The 20,290-nt window shown below is 68.0% G+C and carries 20 protein-coding genes; 9 read left to right on the top strand and 11 right to left on the bottom strand.

Translation table 11 applies throughout. The features are described from left to right. Nucleotide 1 precedes the first annotated feature (1 nt). The 7 genes from HDC94_RS02030 to HDC94_RS02000 are packed head-to-tail and all read right to left on the bottom strand — an operon-like array spanning nucleotide 2 to nucleotide 6,075. Nucleotides 2-925 (bottom strand): type II secretion system F family protein, encoded by a 924-nt coding sequence (locus HDC94_RS02030; protein WP_257021615.1) that lies wholly within the window; start codon nucleotides 923-925, stop codon nucleotides 2-4. Continuing rightward, nucleotides 922-2,433 carry a CpaF family protein gene (locus HDC94_RS02025; protein WP_179494408.1) on the bottom strand — a complete coding sequence of 504 codons (1,512 nt, stop codon included), beginning with the start codon at nucleotides 2,431-2,433 and terminating at the stop codon, nucleotides 922-924. Before HDC94_RS02025 ends, HDC94_RS02030 begins: the two co-directional genes overlap by 4 nt. Beyond that, nucleotides 2,430-3,575, bottom strand: a complete 1,146-nt coding sequence (locus tag HDC94_RS02020) for an AAA family ATPase (protein WP_179494406.1) — start codon at nucleotides 3,573-3,575, stop codon at nucleotides 2,430-2,432. Before HDC94_RS02020 ends, HDC94_RS02025 begins: the two co-directional genes overlap by 4 nt. After that, nucleotides 3,572-4,300, bottom strand: a complete 729-nt coding sequence (cpaB, locus tag HDC94_RS02015) for a Flp pilus assembly protein CpaB (protein ID WP_179494404.1) — start codon at nucleotides 4,298-4,300, stop codon at nucleotides 3,572-3,574. The genes HDC94_RS02020 and cpaB overlap by 4 nt, the downstream gene beginning before the upstream one ends. Before the next feature lie 24 nt (nucleotides 4,301-4,324). Further along, on the bottom strand, nucleotides 4,325-5,446 hold the full coding sequence (locus tag HDC94_RS02010; RefSeq protein WP_179494402.1) for a pilus assembly protein TadG-related protein: 1,122 nt from the start codon (nucleotides 5,444-5,446) through the stop codon (nucleotides 4,325-4,327). Beyond that, on the bottom strand, nucleotides 5,434-5,829 hold the full coding sequence (locus tag HDC94_RS02005) for a TadE family protein (RefSeq protein ID WP_179494400.1): 396 nt from the start codon (nucleotides 5,827-5,829) through the stop codon (nucleotides 5,434-5,436). Before HDC94_RS02005 ends, HDC94_RS02010 begins: the two co-directional genes overlap by 13 nt. Before the next feature lie 36 nt (nucleotides 5,830-5,865). Then, nucleotides 5,866-6,075: a Flp family type IVb pilin gene (locus HDC94_RS02000; protein ID WP_218870423.1), complete on the bottom strand. Its 210-nt coding sequence runs from the start codon at nucleotides 6,073-6,075 to the stop codon at nucleotides 5,866-5,868. A gap of 336 nt (nucleotides 6,076-6,411) precedes the next feature. Between HDC94_RS02000 and HDC94_RS01995 the strand changes: the two genes are divergently transcribed. From HDC94_RS01995 to HDC94_RS01975, 5 genes are all read left to right on the top strand, one after another. Beyond that, nucleotides 6,412-7,707 carry a choice-of-anchor G family protein gene (locus tag HDC94_RS01995; protein WP_179494398.1) on the top strand — a complete coding sequence of 432 codons (1,296 nt, stop codon included), beginning with the start codon at nucleotides 6,412-6,414 and terminating at the stop codon, nucleotides 7,705-7,707. A 14-nt stretch (nucleotides 7,708-7,721) separates the two neighbouring features. Continuing rightward, on the top strand, nucleotides 7,722-7,886 hold the full coding sequence (locus HDC94_RS01990) for a hypothetical protein (RefSeq protein ID WP_179494396.1): 165 nt from the start codon (nucleotides 7,722-7,724) through the stop codon (nucleotides 7,884-7,886). An 80-nt stretch (nucleotides 7,887-7,966) separates the two neighbouring features. Beyond that, nucleotides 7,967-9,328 carry a glycosyltransferase family 2 protein gene (locus tag HDC94_RS01985; RefSeq protein ID WP_179494394.1) on the top strand — a complete coding sequence of 454 codons (1,362 nt, stop codon included), beginning with the start codon at nucleotides 7,967-7,969 and terminating at the stop codon, nucleotides 9,326-9,328. Further along, a complete protein-coding gene (locus tag HDC94_RS01980) occupies nucleotides 9,325-9,924 on the top strand; it encodes an archaeosortase/exosortase family protein (protein WP_179494392.1) in 600 nt (199 codons plus the stop codon). The genes HDC94_RS01985 and HDC94_RS01980 overlap by 4 nt, the downstream gene beginning before the upstream one ends. After that, on the top strand, nucleotides 9,894-10,700 hold the full coding sequence (locus HDC94_RS01975) for a septum formation family protein (protein ID WP_179494391.1): 807 nt from the start codon (nucleotides 9,894-9,896) through the stop codon (nucleotides 10,698-10,700). Before HDC94_RS01980 ends, HDC94_RS01975 begins: the two co-directional genes overlap by 31 nt. Nucleotides 10,701-12,221: 1,521 nt before the next feature. On the opposite strand, the gene wecB is transcribed toward HDC94_RS01975, so the two are convergent. From wecB to HDC94_RS01955, 4 genes are all read right to left on the bottom strand, one after another. Beyond that, nucleotides 12,222-13,568 carry a non-hydrolyzing UDP-N-acetylglucosamine 2-epimerase gene (gene wecB / locus HDC94_RS01970; protein ID WP_308495601.1) on the bottom strand — a complete coding sequence of 449 codons (1,347 nt, stop codon included), beginning with the start codon at nucleotides 13,566-13,568 and terminating at the stop codon, nucleotides 12,222-12,224. A 69-nt stretch (nucleotides 13,569-13,637) separates the two neighbouring features. Continuing rightward, on the bottom strand, nucleotides 13,638-14,681 hold the full coding sequence (locus HDC94_RS01965) for a sigma-70 family RNA polymerase sigma factor (RefSeq protein ID WP_179494389.1): 1,044 nt from the start codon (nucleotides 14,679-14,681) through the stop codon (nucleotides 13,638-13,640). Between the two features lie 222 nt (nucleotides 14,682-14,903). Then, nucleotides 14,904-15,599, bottom strand: a complete 696-nt coding sequence (nucS, locus tag HDC94_RS01960; RefSeq protein ID WP_179494387.1) for an endonuclease NucS — start codon at nucleotides 15,597-15,599, stop codon at nucleotides 14,904-14,906. 144 nt (nucleotides 15,600-15,743) lie between these two features. Continuing rightward, nucleotides 15,744-16,991, bottom strand: coding sequence for an MFS transporter (locus HDC94_RS01955; protein WP_179494385.1), 1,248 nt, complete (start codon nucleotides 16,989-16,991; stop codon nucleotides 15,744-15,746). A 68-nt stretch (nucleotides 16,992-17,059) separates the two neighbouring features. Between HDC94_RS01955 and HDC94_RS01950 the strand changes: the two genes are divergently transcribed. The 4 genes from HDC94_RS01950 (at nucleotide 17,060) to HDC94_RS01935 (ending at nucleotide 20,277) form a co-directional block, all read left to right on the top strand. Further along, nucleotides 17,060-18,118, top strand: coding sequence for a LacI family DNA-binding transcriptional regulator (locus HDC94_RS01950; RefSeq protein WP_179494383.1), 1,059 nt, complete (start codon nucleotides 17,060-17,062; stop codon nucleotides 18,116-18,118). A gap of 136 nt (nucleotides 18,119-18,254) precedes the next feature. Then, nucleotides 18,255-18,791 (top strand): TetR family transcriptional regulator, encoded by a 537-nt coding sequence (locus HDC94_RS01945; RefSeq protein ID WP_308495600.1) that lies wholly within the window; start codon nucleotides 18,255-18,257, stop codon nucleotides 18,789-18,791. 35 nt (nucleotides 18,792-18,826) lie between these two features. After that, nucleotides 18,827-19,546 (top strand): ABC transporter ATP-binding protein, encoded by a 720-nt coding sequence (locus HDC94_RS01940; RefSeq protein WP_179494381.1) that lies wholly within the window; start codon nucleotides 18,827-18,829, stop codon nucleotides 19,544-19,546. Next, nucleotides 19,543-20,277 carry an ABC transporter permease gene (locus HDC94_RS01935; RefSeq protein WP_179494379.1) on the top strand — a complete coding sequence of 245 codons (735 nt, stop codon included), beginning with the start codon at nucleotides 19,543-19,545 and terminating at the stop codon, nucleotides 20,275-20,277. Before HDC94_RS01940 ends, HDC94_RS01935 begins: the two co-directional genes overlap by 4 nt. Nucleotides 20,278-20,290 lie beyond the last annotated feature (13 nt).

The raw sequence follows: 20,290 nt of genomic DNA, 5'->3' as shown, positions 1-20,290 counted from the left end.
GTCAGAACCGGATCCTCGTGATGGCGCGCAACCACAGGCTGCCGACGATGAAGAGCACCAGGCACACGCCGAGCAGCAGGAACCCGATCGGGGTCGTGACGAAGAGGGCGAGGTAGCCGGGGGAGAGCACGCTGAGGAGCAGCGCGATTCCCACGGGCAGTGCCATGAGCACGATCGCCGAGACGCGGCCCTCGGAGCTGAGTGTCGCGACCTGCCGCCTGATCTGCTGGCGCTCGCGGATCGTCTCAGCCACGTGGTCGAGCACCTCGCTGAGGTTGCCACCGACCTCACGATGGATGGCGACGGCCTGCGCAGTCCACGCGAGGTCGTCGCTCTGCATCCGGGTTGCGACGGCTAGCATCGCGTCGCTCAGCGGGCGCCCGAGCCGGTGCTCGTTGACGACGCGCGTGAACTCCTCGGCTGTCGGGCTCGCCGAGTCCGTGCTGACCGAGTCGACGGCGCGCTGGAGGCTGTGGCCGGCCCGGAGCCCGCTCGCGAGCAACTGCAGGGTGCCCTCGAGTTGCTCGCTGAAGGCCTGGCGGCGCTTGTCGATCCTGTGCGTGAGCAGCAGTCGCGCGACCACGAGCACGACGACCGGAAGGAGCACGGGGAGGAGCCAGGCGATGAGTGACGGGCGGCTCAGCGCCACGATCATCCCGAGCACGGCGGCTCCGGCGGCGGCGACAGAGATCAGGAGCACGACGGCGCCAGCGCTCAGATGGATGCCAGCGAGCTCCACCATGCCGACAACGCCCGACCCGCTCCGCTTGACCGCGACATCCGCGCGGGCGGACGCGACCCTGCCCCACTCGCGCAGGCGATCCGCTGCGTGATCGCCGGTCGTCGAGCGTGGCGCTGCCACCACGAACACGACGACGCCGACCGCGACGAAGAGCAGCAGGAGGCCCAGGAGGATCGGAGTCATTGCCACCCCTGCGTCTGTCCTGGCTCCACGGGTGCCGCGATGAAGGCTGCGGGGTTGAACGGCACACCGACCTCCTCGAAGCGCGAGAGGAATCGCGGTCGGATGCCGGTGGGCTGCGAGGTCCCGAGGAACCGTCCGGACGAGTCCACGCCCGCCGAGAAGTCGAACCGGTAGACGTCCTGCATCGTGATGATGTCGTTCTCCATGCCGAGAACCTCGGTGATGTGGGTCACCCGGCGCGTGCCATCCCGAAGACGCGTGATGTGGATGATGACGTCGACCGCGGAGGCGATCTGCTCGCGGATCGCGCGGTGGGGCAGGTCCATGCCGGCCATGAGCGCGAGCGTCTCCAGGCGTGCGATCGCGTCTCGGGGTGAGTTGGCGTGGATGGTGGAGAGCGAACCGTCGTGACCGGTGTTCATCGACTGCAGCATGTCCAGGGTCTCGCCGCCGCGGCACTCGCCGACGACGATGCGATCGGGACGCATGCGCAGCGAGTTGCGCACGAGGTCGCGGATGGTGATCTCGCCGCGCCCCTCGAGGTTCGACGGGCGGCTCTCGAGGCGGACCACGTGCTCCTGCTGCAGCTGCAGCTCGACGGAGTCCTCGATCGTGACGATGCGCTCGTCCGGTGGGATGAACGAGGAGAGCACGTTGAGGAGGGTCGTCTTGCCGGTGCCCGTGCCGCCCGAGACGATGATGTTGAGGCGCGCGCGAACGCACGCGCGCAGAAGGTCGACCATGGAGTCGCTCAGGGTTCCGAGCTCGACCATGTCGCCGGCTTTGTACGGATCAACCGCGAACTTGCGGATCGTGAGGGACGGCCCACTCACGGCGAGAGGCGGGATGATCGCGTTCACGCGCGAACCGTCGGACAGTCGGGCATCGACGAGGGGGGATGACTCGTCGATGCGGCGCCCCACGCGGGAGACGATACGCTCGATCACCCGGCGAAGGCGATCCTCGGAGCGGAAGCTCGTCGACACACGCTGGATGCGACCACGGCGCTCGACGTAGACGTGGTCAGGGCCGTTCACCATGATCTCGCTCACGGTGGGGTCATCGAGCAGCGCCTGGAGTGGCCCCAGCCCGAGCGCCTCGTCCGCCAGCTCGCGGATGAGGCTGATGCGCTCCTGCTCGGTCAGGCGCGCGCCGCGTTCGTCGATGATCGAGGCGAGTTCGCGGCGCACTGCGGCGTCGAGCTCCTGCTCGCTCAGCCGCGCGTCGTTGATGCGGGTGCCGATCCGGTCGGTGAGCACGTCGGAGATCTGCTGGCGCAGGGCGACGTACTCGGGCGACTCCTGCGGCTCCGCGCTTTCCGGTGCTGCCGCAACCGGCGCTGGTTCCGGTGGTGCGGGCGCGGTCGGAGGCGGTGCGAACGCCGTGGGCACGGCAGGCGGAGGCGTGATCGGCCACGTGGGCAGTGGAGGGGATGCGGCGGGGGGCTCGACGAGAGGTGCAGGCTGTCGGCGATTGCGCGCGGCATCCAGGCGGTCGGAGAGGCTCATCGGGCATCCTTTCGGCGGGGGGTCTGCTCGGTATCGATGCGCTTGCCCAGCACTCGCAGCTGGGCCGACGCCCTGTCGCGGGGGCTGTCGAGCACGACGGGGACCCCGCGGTTGGTCGAGCGCCCGACCGCGTTCGAGCGCGGGACCGAGAGCGACACCGACTCACCCAGCGAGGACTCGATGTCGCTCACGCGAGCCGACCAGCGGTCGGCCATGTTGAGCACGAGATGGTGCGGGGTAGGAAGCATCCCGAGCTCACGCAGCACCACGAGTTCCTTCGACAGTCCGTTGATGCTCGTGACGTCGGGGCTCGTGACCGTGATGACCTGGGATGCTTCGTCGATGGCCGCAAGCGTGTGCTCCGACAGTCCCGGCGCGGTGTCGACCACCACGTACGCGTACTCCTGGGCGAGCTGGCGCAGCACGATCGCGACATCCGTTGCGCTGATGCGATCCGCGTGCACGGGGGAGGGTGGCGCCGCGAGGACCAGCAGCCCGCTCGAGTGCATGGTGAGAGTGTGCTTGACGAGGAGCACGTCGCGGGATGCCGCGGACCCGACCGCCTCGGCCATCGAGTTCAGCGGCGAGAGCGCCAGGGCCTCCGCCACATCGCCGAACTGGAGGTCGAGGTCGACGAGCACCACCTCGTGGGGCCGGATGGCCGCGAGCACGAGCGCGACATTGGTCGCGATCGTGGTCTTGCCGACCCCGCCCTTCGGCGCGGTCACGACCACGATCTCGCCGCGGGGTCGCAACTCGCGGGGTGAGGAGAGTTGCGAGGCGGCGCGCGCGGCCCGATCGGATGCCTGCACGAAGAGCGCGTCGACATCCTCCAGCTCCGCCCCGTGGGGGAGCACGAAGGCTATGCCCGCGGCCGTATCTTCCGCGGTGAGCGCGTCGCGGCTCCCCGCGACAGCGAGCGTGGGCACGGTGAGGCGGAGTGATCGCGCGAGCTCCAGGCTCTGCTCTGGCGGAACGTAGGCGCCGAACACCACGAGGTGGGGCCGCGCGTCCAGCCGGAGCAACCGCGTCAGGAGCAGTCCGGTCTCCGCCGGTGCGATGACCAGGACCTGGTCGCCGAGGAGCAGCCGCGCCTGGTCCTCGAGCGAGCTGTCCGGTCCGATGAGCACGACGCGCGTCACGTGAGGAGTTCCTGGATGGTGAAGGGTGTGCGGCCGCTGGGCGTGGTGTCGGGGTCCTGCTTCGTGAACCAGAGCTGCGCGTACTCGCGGGCGTAGATGATCGCCTGCGCGTCGCGTTCCGAGACCGCGACAGTCACTGTGACCGTGCCCTGCGCGCCCGTGATCGTGCCATCCTCCGCGACCGCGGTGCCGCCCGAGACCGCAGTGACGAGCACTTTCTCGAGCAGCGGACGAGTCTGCCGCGGAGCGGTCCCGTCGCCCTCGACGCTCACGAAGATGCCCACGGTGTCGCCGGGACTGAGTCTTCCGTCGAGGACGCGCGGTGCATCCAGCGAAACCGAGACCTCCTGGAGTCCCTCGGGGATGAGAACGGAACCGCCGCGGTCGACGAACGACTCTGCCGTGTCGAAACGCTCGCGCACGACCTGCTCGCCCGGCACGAGTGCTGCCGTCGTCACGAGGTCGCCGAGATCGGCCAGCTCATCGAGGCTTGTGATCGCGCCCTCGGCGAGGAATGCTGCGGGCACCGACCGCTCCTCGACGAACAGCTCGAGCTGCTTGGCCGTGGCACCGCGGGGCACCTCGGTTGTCACGACGAGGACGGGCGTCAGTTCCGCCCCCTCGGAGGCTCGCTGGTCGGCACCGCGCACATAGCTGACCAGGAGCACGCCTCCGACAACAGCCAGGACTACGGCGATCACGAGGGCTACGATTCGAGTTCTCATCAGGACTTTCTGTTGTGGCGGCGGTCAGGCGACAAGGCGGTAGGGGATCAGGGCGGCGCTGGCTTCTTCAGCGGTCAGGCTGTCGTCGACCAGCTGGCCCTGGAGGCCCTGGCAGGCCAGCACGGTCGGGAGGAGCTGGTCGAACAGCGGATCGAGGAGACTCCCTACGATTCCGAGGTCAACCCCGAGGAAGTCCTGCACGGAACCACTGCACCCCGGGTCGGTGCCGCTGGGGAACGACACGAGGTCGTCGTCGCCGATGGCGGCAAGCCCATCGAAGTCGTAGCCGGTCACTACGATCTCGGCGTACCCAACGATCGTGACGTTGCCGAGCAGCGAATCGACGACGGTTGACGTGGCGTTGTCGTAGACGGGCACGATGACCCGCTTGCCGATGAGGGTCTGGATGACGGGAACGCACGCGCTGACCGGTACGAGCTTGTTGAGCGTGCTCACCACGTAGGTCTTCACGTTCGGGTCGAAGGTGCATTCCTCGTCGGCATCGCCGAGCCACCCGCCTGCGAGCACATTCGTACCGCAGGTCAGGATGTTCCCGACGTAGTCGGGTACCGAGGTTCCCGTCAGCAGGCTGGTGATGGACGACAGAAGCGTGTCGACGCCGTCGTACGCCCCCGTTCCGATGAACACCGTGTCCGTGCCCGGGTCGGGGAGCGTGCAGGCATTGATCGCCAGCGGCAGCGCGACCGCGGCCGGGTTCCACTGTGCGACGGCGCTCGCACCCACGGTCGTGTCGCCCTCGCCCGCTGCCCACGAGAACAGCGCCGGCTGCACGCTCAGCAGCTGCACGGTCACCGTGTTCGCGTCGAACACCGGGGCGCCCACGAGTTCCGCGGCCCCGTCGTTGAGGGTGGCCACCGCGATCTCGGTGGCGGTCGACGCGGAGCTCGAGCGCACCACCGGGTCACAGCCGTTCAGCACCGTGGTGGCGGGGGACTCGTAGCACTGCTGCGCGAGGGCGAGGGCCGCGGCATCCGCGGCATCCTGGAGCTGCGAGTTGCGCGCCGTTGCAGCGCCGACGTCGATCACGAGGGCGGCCACGATGAGCACGATCGTCATGGTCATCGCGACGAAGATGGCGCTCGCACCCTCCTCGTTGTGACGGAGTTCCCCGATCAGCCGCCGCACTGTCGTGTCGCCTTTCCCGTGAGTGGAATAGTGGCGCCGAAAAGGCCGGTCAGAAGCGGTTTCTCCACCGTGACGTCGACGCTCAGCCTGGCCGGGCTGACGCATGGTCCCGCGGGGGACACGGTGAACGTGACATCCGCTTCGGTGACGGTGAGGCCGATCGGTTGCGTCGCCGCGTCGGCCGCCGCGACGGCCTCGGTCTCATCGCCCGAGAGAGTCATGCTCCTGGCCGCTTCGCGCGCGGCGTTGGTCAAAAGGATCTGCGCATTGAAGGCCGTGCCGAACTCGACGATCCCGAGGAGTAATACCAACAACACGGGCAGGACGAGCGCGAACTCGACAGCCGCAGCGCCGAGTTCCGAAGTCTCCCGTAAGCGCTTCACGTGCTGCGAGAGGAGGCGGTGAACGATGGACCCCGGTTAGTCACTCGGTGGAGCGTTGTTGGTCAGCATGTCGCCGATACCGGAGAACATGTTCTGCAATCCGCCGGTGAGTGCACCGACGGCGACGATGAGGGCGACGGCGATGAGGCCCACGATGAGCCCGTACTCGACGGCCGTCGCACCCTCCTCCTCGCGCGAGAGACGGCGACCGATGGATGAGATGGATGCTGCGATGTAGGTGAACATGATCTCCCCGATGATTCAGTGCTCGACGTGGCGAACGTGAAGCTGACGTGTCTTCGAGCTGCGACTGTACCCGTAGCTTCCCCCATTAAATACCCGGGGGTACCCCCCGAATGGGGGTACCGGCGCTTGTGCAATAGATATGTAACGAGTCCGAAAAAAATCCGAGAAAACATCCGGGATTGGCTCAACGCTCGGTGATCAGAGTTTCACTTTCGTGAATCCCGGGGGTTGAAGTTCGTTCCAGAGCGTGCAATCCTGAAAAGCAATTGGATGACCTGGCTGGGGAGCGGGGCATCTGCCGTAACTACTTCTGTGACAAGAAGAAGGATCCCAGCCATGAATAGTTTCGCCGTCCGTTCTCGCACCCTTCGAACCGGTGCCTTCGCCGCAATCGCGCTTGGCACAGCCGCCGTTCTTGTGTTGCCTTCTGCAGCATCCGCAGCGCCAGTCGTCTCGCAGGGCGAGGGTCGGTTGCTCACCGCGACGCTCGGCGGTGAGCCCATCGACGGGCTGCTCACGCTCGCCGGTGCCACCGCCGTGAACACCGACGGCGGGCCGACCGTCGTCGCCGACGTGCCGCTGGACGCCACGGCCCTCGGTGCGCTGAACATCCAGATCGCCCCGGGCATCGACGTCTTCGGCGACTCCGGATTCCTCCAGCTCGGGGCGGTCGGCCAGTACGCGGAGGCACGCCCGGACGGATCATCCGTCGCCTTCTCCGGCACGGTCAGCACCGCGCCCAGCCTTCTTGGTAGCGACACAACACCGACCGGCAGCAACCTGGGTACGCCGGGTGCCGGCGACTCGGCCAGCATCGAGGTCGGCTCTGCCGCTCTCCTCGGCGGCACCGACCTTGTCAACCTCAACATCGGTATCGGCGCCGTCGCGGCAAGTGCTCAGCAGCCGTCGGGTGGCGCCGCTCCTTCGGGTGACTACACGATCGCCGGCCTGACAGTCGGAACCGGCGGGACCGTGCTCGATGGCACGCTCGGCGAGCTGTCCCCGGTGCTCACGACCCTCCTCGGCACAGTTCAGACGCTGACCGGCGTCGAGGTTGAGAACCCGATCACGCCGGGCGGGACGATCGAGATCACCCTCGATGAGCTGCTCGCCGAAGCTGGCGTCGCGAGCCTGCAGGACCTGCCTGAGGGCACCAACCTCCTCCAGTACCTGCCGGAAGCCATCGTGACAAAACTCACGAACATCGTCAACGACACCCTCACCGAGGTATCGGCTCTCGTCGCGACCTTCCCGCTCGTGGGCATCGCGCTCCAGGCGGCGATCGACATCGCAAACGGCCTCATCACGCCGATCCTCTCCGATCTCGCCGCCGACCTCGGTGGTCCCCTCGGTGACGCGATCGACGCAGTGGCCCAACTGAACGTCAACAACAAGACGACCAACCCGGACGGCTCGTTCACCCAGAACGCCCTCACGATCGGCCTCGGCACCGAGGGCTCGATCGCGGAGATCGCCCTGGCCAACGCGACCGTCGGTCCCAATGCCGGCATCGAGGGCGTCCCCGTCGCCAACCCGGAGAGCCTGCTCATCGCGGGCGGCATCCTCGGTGCCGCGGCCCTGGGCGCGGTCATCGTGCTCGCCAGTCGTCGCCGCACCGCGGCCGCGAGCTGAGAGGACGAGCCGACATGAGTGGAAACTACGGACCCATCGGAGGCGGCCTCGCCGCAACCGGTCTAGCTCTGCCCTTCGGGTGGTACTTCGTGATCGCCATCGCGGTGCTCGTCCTGGGGTTCCTCCTGGTGCGGGTCGCCATGCGCAGCCGCGCACGGCGGGCACCACGTCACGCCTGACAACAGAACACGCAAGCTCACAGTGGGGATGATCCCGGCCGGATCGGGCCGGCTGGGATCATCGGGGAGGGGATGCAGGAATGCCAGCCAGCGAATCCGCACAGGCACTCGCCTTCGTGCTGCTCGTGATGTTCCTCGCGTACGTACTGCTCATCCTCGTTCCGTTCCTCCGGCGCCAGAAGGACCCGGAGGGCGACCCCGGTCAGTTCGGATGGCACGTCTTCGTGCCGTGCCGCGACGAGGAGACCGTCATCGGGGCGACGATCGAGCGTCTCCGCACGAGCTTCCCGTCGGTGCACGTCTGGGTGATCGACGATGCGAGCGACGACTCGACAGCCTCGATCGTGGAGTCAGCTGCGGCGTCTGACCCCTTCGTGCATCTCGTGCGCCGCCACCGGCCCCATGCCCGCCAGGGCAAGGGTGCCGCACTCAACGAGGCGTACCGCGTTCTGAGCCGGTGGCTGCCGCGTGACGCCGATCGCAGCCACACGGTCGTGGCCGTGGTGGATGCTGACGGTCGTCTCGCACCGAACGCCTTCCACCAAGCGGCAGGGCCTCGGGCCTTCGCCAACCCGGCCATCGGTGCTGCGCAGGCCGCGGTCTGGATGAGCAACCGGGACGACGCGACCCCCCTCGACGGAGAGCACTCGCGCCTCCGCCAGGCGTGGGGTCGCTACCTCGTCAGGATGCAGGACATCGAGTTCCGCACGACCATCGCCGCGATGCAGTGCCTGCGACTCCGCACCTTCTCGGTCGGACTCGGCGGCAACGGGCAGTTCAGCCGGCTGTCCGCGCTCGACAGGGTGTCGGAGATGTCGGGCAACCCCTGGCACGGCTCGCTCCTCGAAGACTACGAGCTGGGTGTCCACGTCGTGCTGGCCGGCTACCAGAACACGTACATGCACGACACCCACGTGGAACAGGAGGCCCTGCCATCCACTCGCCGTCTGCTGACCCAGCGAGTTCGCTGGTGCCAGGGCGGCATGCAGTGTGCACGCTACCTGCCGAGCATCTTCCGGTCCGAGAACTTCACCAATGCGGGATCCCTCGAGGCGACCTACTTCCTGTTGCTCCCCTTCATCCAGCTTGCGGGGATCGTGCTCTGGCCCGCCGCGTTCATCGCGATGGTGGCATCCGGAACCCTCTACGCCGGCAGCTTCGCGCTGTTCCTCGCCCAGGCGTGGTGGTTGATTCCGCTCATCCTCGTGACGGGCATCGCGCCCTTCGGCATCTGGGCGATCATCTACCGCCAGCAGGTCGCGCGTGAGGCGAGCATCGGCGCCGCCATCGGCTGGGCGTTCGGCTACTGGCTGTACATGTACCAGACCTACATCTCTGTCGTGCGGGCGCTCACGCGCCTCGTTCTCGGCAAGGACAACTGGACGAAGACGCGGCGCAACGCCGAGCGCGACAACCTGCGACTCGTAGCGAGGGAGACATGACCGCGACGACGGAGACACGAGCAACGTCGCACGGCCGGCGGGCGGCCACCCGCCCGGTGTCGCAGCGCGGGTCGCTCCTCGTGGCGGCCGCCCTGCTCGGATCCGCTCTCCTGCTCGCGCTCAACTCGACGGCCGTCATCGCCGTCGAGGCCAAGCTCACCGCATTCATCATGGGCCTCTTCACCTACGGCCAGTCGACTTCGCACGAGCACCTCATCTACATCGGGCTCGGCACGGGCGAGGTACTCGGGTTCCTCATCACCCCCCTGTGCACGTCGATCGTGCTCGCCACACCCGTGCTCGTGCTGGCAGGTCTTCTCCTTCTCTTTCCGCGGTACCGCCTCGCGTGGGTGCTCCGCGGGCTGCTCGTGGCCCTCCCGCTCGCGATAGGGGCGAATCTGGCTCGTTTCGTGCTCGTCGGCGTAGCCTTGCAGTTGTGGGGGCGCGGGGGTTTCGAGATCATGCACCACTACGTCGGGTCGGTGCTCGTGCTCCTGTGCTCGGCGGCCGCCCTCGTGCTGCTGCTGCTCATCGCGACCACCGGTCGGGTCTCCATCCCGAGCGGGTGGCTGGCCCTCCTCGGGCGACGCCGCTGACGCCCGGCTCCTGGCGCATCGCGGTCATCGGATGCGCCGTGCTCCTGCTCGCCGCGTGCAGCGCCGCACCTCTCTCCTCGACCCCCTCGCCCGAGGACCCGGCGCCTGCCGTCGGCGAGTGCCACGTCCTCGATCGTCCTGAGCATTTCGCCGTGCTGAGCGATACGTCCCCGACGGTCGAGTGCGGGGCGGAGCACACGACCGAGACGTACATGATCGGGGACCTGGCATCCGTCACCCGGTTCTCTGGGCGATACCCCGCCCTGGAGGAGCGGCTCGACATCTCGGAGCAGGCGTGCTCCGGCTCGGTCGTGCGCGCCTACGTGGGTGCGAACGACCGGCAGGCACTCTACGGACTCTCGTCGATGGCGTTCCTGCCCACTCCTGAGCAGTGGGCGACCGGCGAACGGTGGGTGCGCTGCGACCTCGTGATGGTGGGCAGTGAGACAGAGGCGTTCTGGCCGGTGGGTGTCGAGTCCGCGTTCCGGGATGCTGCGGCGTCAGGCAACGCCGACCCGCTGCTGCGTTGCTACACGGGCGATGCCGACGTGCGGTGCAGCGAGCCCCACACCTCGCGCGACATCAACATGTGGATTCCGCAGACGTCGGAGCCCAGCGAGCTCGAGATCGTGCAGCAGTGCGTGCCGGCCGCGACCGAGTGGGGCACGCTGACGGGCCGCACCGTCGAGGGGGTCTCCGGCGTGCTCCACACCGAGTCGAACGGCGGCCTCACGCTGCGCTGTGTCGTGACGGAGGACGCCGATGTCGCACAGTGAGCCGCAGCCCGAAGGTCCGCGCCGCGCTCGCCACATGTTGCGCACGCGCACCCAGCGACGCATCACCCTGGCCGAGGGCGTCGGCCGTGTCATGGAGCGCATCTCACCGGGGGAGTTCGAGAACCGTCCGCGCGCGTGGGCTGCCGCCATCATCGGGGGTGTGGTCGCGCTCGTCGTGCTCCTCGTGAGGCTGTTCGTACCGAGCGTCGTGGGTATGGGGGACAACGGCGACGGTTTCCGGCTGCTCTGCGGCCTCGGCCTCGGCAACGACCGGCCGTTCGACGCGAACTCGGCGCTCGCGATCTATCCGCAGTGGTCGCAGACCGGATGGTACGGACTCGCCTGCCCCACGGGCGACGCGCCCCCCTTCTCCTCGTACTACCTCCTCGTGGGGTTGGCGCGCCTGCTCTCGATCCCGTTCGGTGGCGGACTCGACCTGCGCGTGCTCGGCGCCCTTCTCGCGCTCGTCGTGGCCGCCCTCCTCGTCGCGCTCATTCGCTACCTGCCCGGGGCGACCGCCTTCCGGCTGGTCGTCGCCGGCGGCATTCTGGTCCTCCTGCTCGACAGCTCCTTCGTGGACTTCTTCGTCTCTGCCGACCTGCAGGGTGTCGAGCTCGTGTCGGTGCTCGCCGCGTTCGTGGCGCTCCTGATCCTGTGGGGTGGGTACGCGGAACGTGTGACCACGATCGATGTGCCGCCTCGTGGCATCCTCGCGCTCGGGCTCGCCGTCGTGATCGCCCTGCTCGTGGCGAGCACGTCGGTGGTCGGTCTCGCGTTCGTGCCCGGCTTCGTCGCCGGACTCCTCTGGGTGCCGCGATTGCGGGACGCGGAGCGCTCGCGGTCCAGGCCGACGGGGCGCGTGCTCCGCGGCGACCGGCGGCGTGCGTTCGGCCGGGCGGTAGCGCGTCGGGTGCCCGCGATCGTCGCGAGCGTTCTGCTGCTCGGGGTTGCGGGGGCGCAGGTGGCCTCGCTCTCGACGCGCGACCACACCGACGACGTGTACGACACGATCTTCCTCACCATCCTCCCGTCCAGCTCCACGCCGGAGGCGGATCTCGAGTGGTTCGGTCTCGATCCGGGGCTCGCCGACGCGAGCGGGCAGGCACGAACATCCGTCGCCGCCTCACGGGTCATGGCCGACGACGGGTTCGCCGAGATCGGCGCCACCCGGGTGCTGCTGTTCCACCTGACGCATCCGGAACGGATGGTGGCGCTCGCCGATCGCGGCATGGCGGCCCTGGCATCCCCCCTGCTCGAGAATCGCGGCAACTTCCTCGATGTGCGCCTCGATGCCGACGGCGATCTCGTGCACGATCGCCGCTGGATTCCGGTGCAGTGGGGCAGCCAGGTGCTGTACTCGGTGCCGCTGCTGATTCCCGCCGGGCAGATCGCGGGCATTCTCATCGCGCTTGCGCTGGCCTTCGCGCAGGCCGGGTCTGTGCGAAGTCGAAGCCTCGGCTGGGCGACCCTCTTCCTCCTGGTGGGGTCGGCGCTGGTGTTCTGGGCGACCCTGCTCGGGCCTCACCTGGCGCTCGCCGAGGCCCTGCTCCCCTCGACACTTGTCCTGTGGATGTCGATCCCGCTCGTCATCGCCTGCGCGGCCATCAGAGTGACAGCGAGCCCGGGGTCGAAGTCCGGCGTTCTCGACCCGATGCCGAAGAACTCCTGGATAGCCGCGGCCACGCGCATAGCCGCGCCGCCATCACCGTAGGGGTTCACCGCTCGCGCCATCGACTCGTAGGCCGACTCGTCGTCGAGTAGGCGAGTCACCTCCGCGAGAATCACGTCCTCGTCGGTCCCGACGAGTTTCGCTGCACCCGCGTCGACGCCCTCGGGACGCTCTGTCGTGTCGCGCGTGACCAGCACCGGCCGTCCGAGGCTCGGTGCCTCCTCCTGCACACCGCCGGAATCGGTGAGCACGAGGTGGCTTGCCGCCATGACCGCGGTGAACTCGTGGTAGTCGAGCGGGTCGACGACGGTCACGCGTTCATGCGGCGGGAGCCACTCCGCGAACGCCTCGCGCACGACCGGATTGCGGTGCAATGGGATCAGTACGTGCACGTCGGTGCGGGCATCCACGAGTCGGCCGATCGCTCGCGCGGTGGACGCAAGCCCGGTCTCCCAGGACTCCCGACGGTGGCTCGTGACCAGCACGATGCGTCGGTCCGAGCGGATGACGCGACCGATCTCCTCGCTCAGCTCCGGCGGTGTCGCCACCGCGTGCAGCAGTGCATCGATCACGGTGTTGCCCGTGACGACCACGCGAGCCGGATCCACACCCTCGGCCAGGAGGTTGTCGCGCGCCGTGGGGGTGGGCGCGAAGTGAAGGTCGGCCAGCTGGCCGACGATGCGTCGGTTGCCCTCCTCGGGGAAGGGCGAGTCGAGGCGACCCGAGCGCAGCCCTGCCTCGAGGTGGAAGACCGGTACCTCGCTGTAGTAGCCGGCCAGTGCGGCGGCGGCCGCAGTGGAGGTGTCGCCCTGCACCAGGATCGCATCGGGTCGGGCGTCGGCAATGACGCGGCCGACGCCCTCGAGCGCCCTCGCGGCAAGGCCCGTGAGCCCCTGGCGGTCGGTCATGATATCGAGATCGATGCGGGGCGTGATGCCGAAGAGTGTGTTGACCTGGTCGAGCATGGAGCGATGCTGGCCCGTGACCACCACGTCGAGCTCGATGTCCGGTGTTGCCTCGAGGGCGCGGATGACCGGGGCGACCTTGATCGCCTCGGGACGGGTGCCGTACACAACCATCACCTTGAGCATCGCAACCTCGGTATCAGATCGTGCTTCGCCCGGTGGCCGGTACCGCTGGGCTGGGGACTCCGCGATACCGGCTACCGGCCCCGCCGAGGCGGGTGAAGCGATGGGCACTTCATTAGAGAGGACTCCGAAGTCGCGGAACTATGTCGCGAAACTCAGAACTTTTTTGAGGAGAGTTCTTTACGGGGTGGTCGAGATCGTGGGGGGCGTGCTCGGCTCCTGCGGAGCATCGAGTGCGCGCGAGATTCCCAGCGCGAAACTGCCGATCAGGATCACCGCTCCAACGATCGCAATGACCTTGGCGCGACGGCCCGCCACCATGGCGAGCGTGTACGTTCCGAGGAGGGGGAGGGCCATGGCATCCGACTGCGAAGCCGTCTCGCCGGCCTGGGGCAGCGAGGGAATCACCGCGTCGGCCATGGCGGCGGCCGACGGCTGCGACAGTGCTTGAAGGTAGCCGGCTCCCGCAACACCGCCGAGGGCCAGCGGGATGAGTACGAGGGCGAGCCGCGACCCGACCTCCTCGACCTCCGAGGCGACGAGCAGGCACTTCGTGCAGTTGTCGAGGTGCCTCTCGATGCGAGCGCTGTCGCGCGCGCTCAGGTTGTGCCGTGCATAGCCGCCCATCTTGGAGACGGCCCACTCGCACTCCGCGGAGTTGCCGGCGTCGTGCACGTGCGCCTGGAGCCACGCCTCGCGAAGGCCCTCCCGCGCGCGCATGGCGAGGGAGGCGACACCGTTCGCCGACAGTCCGAGGAGGGGCGCAACCTCGTGCGGGTCCATGCCCTCGATCTCCGTGTACCAGAGCACGGTCTGCCAGCGCTCGGGGAGGGAACGGAACGCCTGGGTCGTCAGGGAACGCTCGAGGGATGTCACGAGAGGGTCGTCGTGCGTACGTTCATCCTCCGGGTCCTCCTCGAGCGGGTCCGTGGGGAGGGTGCGGGCGGTGCCCCGGGTCGTCGCGATGTTGCGGATCACGGTATAGAGGTACGGACGGAAGGCAGAGGTCGGCCCGCGCCCGGCCAGCAGCTGCTGGTACACGCGCAGGTACGCCTCGGAGAGAAGGTCGTCGGGTTCCATGATGCGGGAGAACTGCATCGCCGCTCGATACGCGGGGCGGTAGTGGCGCTGCCACAGTTCCGCGAACGCGCGCGTATCACCGGATCGGATGCGCTCGGTGAGCTCTGCATCCGATGCCTCAACGACAACGCCTGCCTCGGCCACTCCTGACCCCCCTGCCCACGCACAACTCTAGGGCGAGAAGCCCTCACCAGTCGAGTGGTGCCTGACGTCGCGAGGCTCCCGTCCAACGCCCACGACTGTCTTTTCACTCTTTTCCGGAGGGTTGACTTCCGACGGGGTCAGAATCCGCAACCAGTGTGATCTGGCCGCCCAAGCTCCGGAGAAGAGTGAACAGTGGGGACGCAGGCCGCAGCGCGCAGCGACCTAGAACAGGCGCGAGTGGGAGTCGTCCATGCCACGCATCGCGTCGTAGTCGAGAACGAGGCAACGGATGCCACGGTCCTCCGCGAGCGTGCGAGCCTGCGGCTTGATCTCCTGGGCCGCGAACACCCCGGCGACGGGTGCGAGCAGGGGGTCGCGGTTCATCAGTTCGAGGTAACGAGTGAGCTGTTCGACCCCGTCGATGTCGCCGCGGCGCTTGATCTCGACGGCGACACTCTTGCCCGTGGCATCCGTTGCGAGGATGTCGACGGGGCCGATCGCGGTCATGTACTCGCGGCGCACGAGACGGTGGCCGTCGCCCAGGAGTTCGATGTGCTCGGCGAGGAGCTTCTGGAGGTGGGCCTCCACGCCGTCCTTCTGCAGGCCGGGGTCGATGCCGAGCTCGTGCTTCGTGTCATGCAGGACCTCGTGAATGGAGATCACGAGGAGGTCGGCGGTCTTCGCTTGGGCAACCTTCCACACTTCGGTGACGCCGGCTTCCGCCTGCTCCTCATCCGGCTCGAGCACCGCGAGTGTGCACGGCGGGCTCATCCAGTTGAGCGGCTTGTAGCTCAGGGAGTCGGAGTGCACGAGCACGCTGCCATCCGCCTTTAAGAGGAGCAGCCGCGTCGCGAGCGGCAGGTGCGCGGACAGTCGACCCGCGTAGTCGACGGAGCAGCGGGCAATGACGAGTCTCATTGCGTCAACGGTAGCGGACCCACATGCACGAGGCAGGGCTCCTCCCCCCGTGCAGATCCCAAATGCAGGAGATTCGGCGACGGATGCTCGGCCGACGCCACACGCAGGCTACTGGAGCCCGGAACTCCTGCATTTGGGATGAGGTCAGGTGGAGGGAACGCCCGGGTCCGCGAAGGTGTCCGCCTTCGCGGGGGTGCGCGACGGCTCCCGCGTCGCACCTGAGACGAACACGCCGATCGCGCAGAGCACGAGCGCGACGAGAAGTGCATTCAGGATGCCCACCTGCTCGCCCAGCACGCCGATGACCGGAGGCCCTGCAAGGAATGCCAGGTAGCCGATGGTGGCGACGGCGCTCACCCGTGCGGCTGCGGTCTTCGGGTCGTCGGCGGCTGCTGACATCCCGATCGGGAAGCCGAGAGCAGACCCGAGACCCCAGGCGATAGCGCCGACGGTGGCGACGATGGGGTCGGGCACGACGATCATCACGAGCAGGCCGACGCCGGCAAGGACGAAGGATGCCCGCAGCACGGGAACGCGTCCGAACTTGTTCAGCAGCACGACGCCACCGAGGCGACCTGCTGTCATGGCGGTGACGAACACACCGAACACGAGAGCGCCGGTCGCCTCGTCCACACCGTGGCCGTCAACCATGGCGAGCGTCAGCCAGTCGTTGGCCGTGCCCTCGGCGAAGGCGGCGGCGAGCACCACGAGACCGATGAGGATGGTGCGCGGGTCGCGCCAGATCGAGAGGCGCCCGCGCCAGGTCTGGGAGTGGTCATCCGCGGGGATCTGCTCGCCGTCCTCCATGACCTTCTCGCTCTGCAGGAAGCGGAACGTGGAGAGAGCCCCGATGAGCACGAGCACCGCGACGATGCCCATGTGGATCACGACCGGAATCGCGAGCGCCGCGGCGAGTGCGCCGAGACCCGCACCCACCATGGTGCCGAAGCTGAAGAAGGCGTGGAAGATCGGCATGATCGCCTTGCCCAGGGCGCGCTCGTTGGCTGCGCCCGAGACGTTCATCGCGACATCCGTGATGCCCGATGAGAAGCCGAACATGAACAGGCCGAGGAACACGACGCCGAACACCGCCGTGGTTGCGCCGATGCCTGCGACCGCGACACCCGCCGCGACGACGGTGAGGCCCGCAAGGATCGTGGTTCGTGCGCCGAAGCGGGCGATGATGTGGCTCGAGAGCACGAGGCCGAAGATCGAACCCGCGGCGATGCCGAACACGAGAACGCCCACCTGGTCGAGGCCGATTCCGAGCGAGTCGCGCACGGCGGGGAGGCGTGCTGCCCAGGACGCGAGCACGAGTCCGGGCAGGGCGAAGACCGCGAACGTGGCGTTGCGCCAGGCAATGTTCTGGCGGTGGGTGAGGGTCTGCGTCATGATGTCCGTCGGTGCTTGTGCGAGGTCGAATCGATTCGACCGAATCGATTCGACTAAGCTACCAACCCATGCGGACCGAGGCAAGCCAGAGCCCAGAGCGCCCCACGCTCGCGGCCGTTGCTGCGCTCGCGGGTGTCTCCGCCTCCACGGCATCGCTCGCTTTCAGCGGGGCCGGGCCCGTCTCCGAGTCGACGCGCGCCAAGGTGCTCGCGGCCGCAGAGCAGCTCAACTACGCCGGCCCCGACCCGCGCGCTCAATCACTTCGCCGGGGACGTTCGGGCATCATCGGCGTCGTCATGGAGGACCGCCTGAGCGATGCCTTCCGCGACCCCGTCAACATCGCCATGCTCGACGGAGTCTCCGAGGAGCTCGGGCTCGCAGGCTACTCACTCCTCTTGTTAACGGACACCGGCGACAACCACGCGACACTCGCCGCCGCCCCGGTCGATGGGGTGATCATGGTCGGGTGCAGCCGTGAACTCGACGCACCCGTGACGGCGTTCCGGCAGCGTGGCATCCCGATCGTGGCCATCGAGGCCGACCCCATGGATGGTGTGCTCCACATCGACCTCGACAACCGGGATGCCACAGCCAGCGCCGCTCGCCACCTGCACGATCTCGGCCATCGCCGTGTTGCCCTCGTGACGCTCCCGCTCGAGGGAACCCACACCACAGGGCCCCTCACGGCCCAGGCCGAGGCTGCCAGTCGCGTGCACACCACACTCGAACGGATCCGCGGTGCGCGCGACGTGTTCCCCGATGTGCCTGGAGTTGTGGCGGGGGGATCATCCGTCGAGGACGGACTCGTGGCGGGCCGCTCGGTGCTCGAGGCCGAACCGCGACCGACTGCCGTCATCGCCCAGAGCGACCTGCTCGCGCTGGGTGTCATCCGTGCAGCGGAGGAGGCGGGGCTCACCGTTCCACGCGACCTCAGCGTGATCGGCTTCGACGGTGTGCGCATCGAGGGTGCCGGCGACTACGAGCTGACGACGATGGCCCAGCCCTCGGTCGACAAGGGCCGTGCTGCCGGCCGCGCGGCGGTGGAGCTGCTGGCACACGGAGAAACGGAGCCGCAGGCGTTCACCGCGGCGCTGCGCGTGGGCAACACGACGGCGCCGCCGCAGTAGGCGCGCATCCGTGCTGGGAGCCGCTCCTCCCATGACGGCGCGCGATGCCTCGACCTATGCTGGCCAGATGCAGTACGCCGTGCCCCCACGTCGCCGCGGTCGACCGCGGCGCGGAGAGCGTGATGACACTCGGCAAGTGATTCTGTCGGCCGCCGTAGAGGAGTTCGGCGAACTCGGGTACGACGCCGCAACGATTCGTGGCATCGCAGGCCGCGCCAACGTCGATGCTGCCCTCATCCATCACTACTTCGGCACGAAGGCCGACCTGTTCGGCGCGACGGTCGATGCCCCCATGAGACCCGACCGGGAGGTGCCCCTTCTGCTTGAGGGTCCGCGGGATCAGCTCGGTGAACGCATCGTGCGCTACGTGCTCGAATCCTGGGAGGAGCCGGACACGCGCAAGAGGGGAACCCTCATCATGCGCGCGGCGATCGGCAATCGGCTCACGACGCCCCTACTCGCGGGCTTCCTGTCACGGGAACTCCTCAGCCGAATCGCGGATTCGCTGGAGGGCGAGGATGCCACGCTCCGTGCGTCGCTCGTCGCGAGCCAGATCGCCGGCCTGATCGTGACCCGCTACATCCTCGAGTTGCCTGCGCTGAGGGATGCCTCAGTGGATGAACTGGTGACCCGCGTCGGAGCCACCGTGCAGAGGTATCTCGTCGATCCTTGACACCGTTGCATCCCGAGTGAATAATTCACCACACGATGAATAATTCACTTGATGTAACTGGTCTGACGGTGAAGCGAGGGTCGACCACGGTCTTCGACGACTTCTCGATAGCCATATCCTCCGGCAGAATCACGGGGCTCCTCGGGCCCTCGGGATGCGGCAAGTCGACGCTCATGCGCTCCATCGTCGGCGTGCAGAAGATCACTTCGGGCACGGTCACCGTGCTCGGCGAGCCGGCGGGATCGCCCGTGCTCCGTCGTCGCGTGGCCTACGCCACCCAGGCGGCCTCGGTCTACGACGACCTGACGGTGCGCCAGAACCTGGCCTACTTCGCCCGAGTCCTGCGCGCACCGCGCGCCGACGTGGAGAGGGTGATCGATCAGGTCGAACTCTCCCGGCAGGCCGGTCAGCGCGTCAGTTCCCTGAGCGGAGGCCAGCGCAGCAGGGTGTCGCTTGCGGTCGCCATGCTGGGTGCCCCGGAGGTGCTCGTTCTCGACGAGCCGACGGTGGGACTCGACCCTGTGCTCAGGGAGAGCCTGTGGAGCATCTTCCGTGAGCTGGCCGACGGCGGAGCAACGCTTCTGGTCTCGAGCCACGTCATGGATGAAGCACTGCGTTGCGACGACCTCGTGCTGCTGCGCGACGGCCAGCTCGTGGCACACACGACCCCGCAGGGCCTGCTCGAGGAGACCGGGGCATCCGATCCCGACTCGGCATTCCTCACGATGATTGAGCGACACGGGAGGGCGGCATGAGCGTCACCTCGACCTTCGCGACGGCCGGGCGCGTACTCCGTCAGCTCTCGCACGACCCGCGCTCCATCGTCCTCATGCTCTTTGCACCCAGCCTCCTCGTGGGACTCTTCGCGTGGATGTTCACCGATACCGAGGGGGTCTTCCAGCAGTTCGGGGCGCCGATCCTCGCGCTGTTCCCCTTCATCGTGATGTTCCTGATCACCTCGGTGACGACCCTGCGCGAGCGCCGGTCGGGCACCCTCGAGCGACTCCTGTCGACACCCCTCGGCAAGAGCGACTTCATCGTCGGCTACGCCATCGCCTTCGGCACCATGGCCACGCTGCAGGCGATCATCACCGTCTCCTTCGCCGTTGGCGTCTGCGGACTCGAGGTCGATGGACCACTCTGGCAACTCGGGCTGGTGGCGGTGCTCGACGCGATTCTGGGCACGGCCCTGGGCCTACTCGCGAGCGCCTTCGCGAGTACAGAGTTCCAGGCGGTGCAGTTCATGCCCGTCGTCGTGTTCCCGCAGATCTTCCTGGGCGGCCTGCTCCTACCCCGCGACGAGATGCCCGACGTACTTCAGGCCATCTCGGACTGGCTCCCGCTGAGCTACGCGGTCGATGCCATCAACGCGGTCACTGCGGGCGAGGAGGGCTGGGATGTCGCGTCACCGCTTATCGTCGTTGGGGCCTTTGCCGTGGCATCCCTCGCCGTCGCCTCCCTCACTCTTCGCCGCCGCACGCCATAGGTGGGCAGGGAGC

This window comes from Leifsonia sp. AK011, assembly GCF_013410945.1.
GTDB lineage: Bacteria > Actinomycetota > Actinomycetes > Actinomycetales > Microbacteriaceae > Rhodoglobus.
Note: the sequence above shows the minus strand (reverse complement) of the source record. Positions and strands in the feature narration are given on the sequence as shown.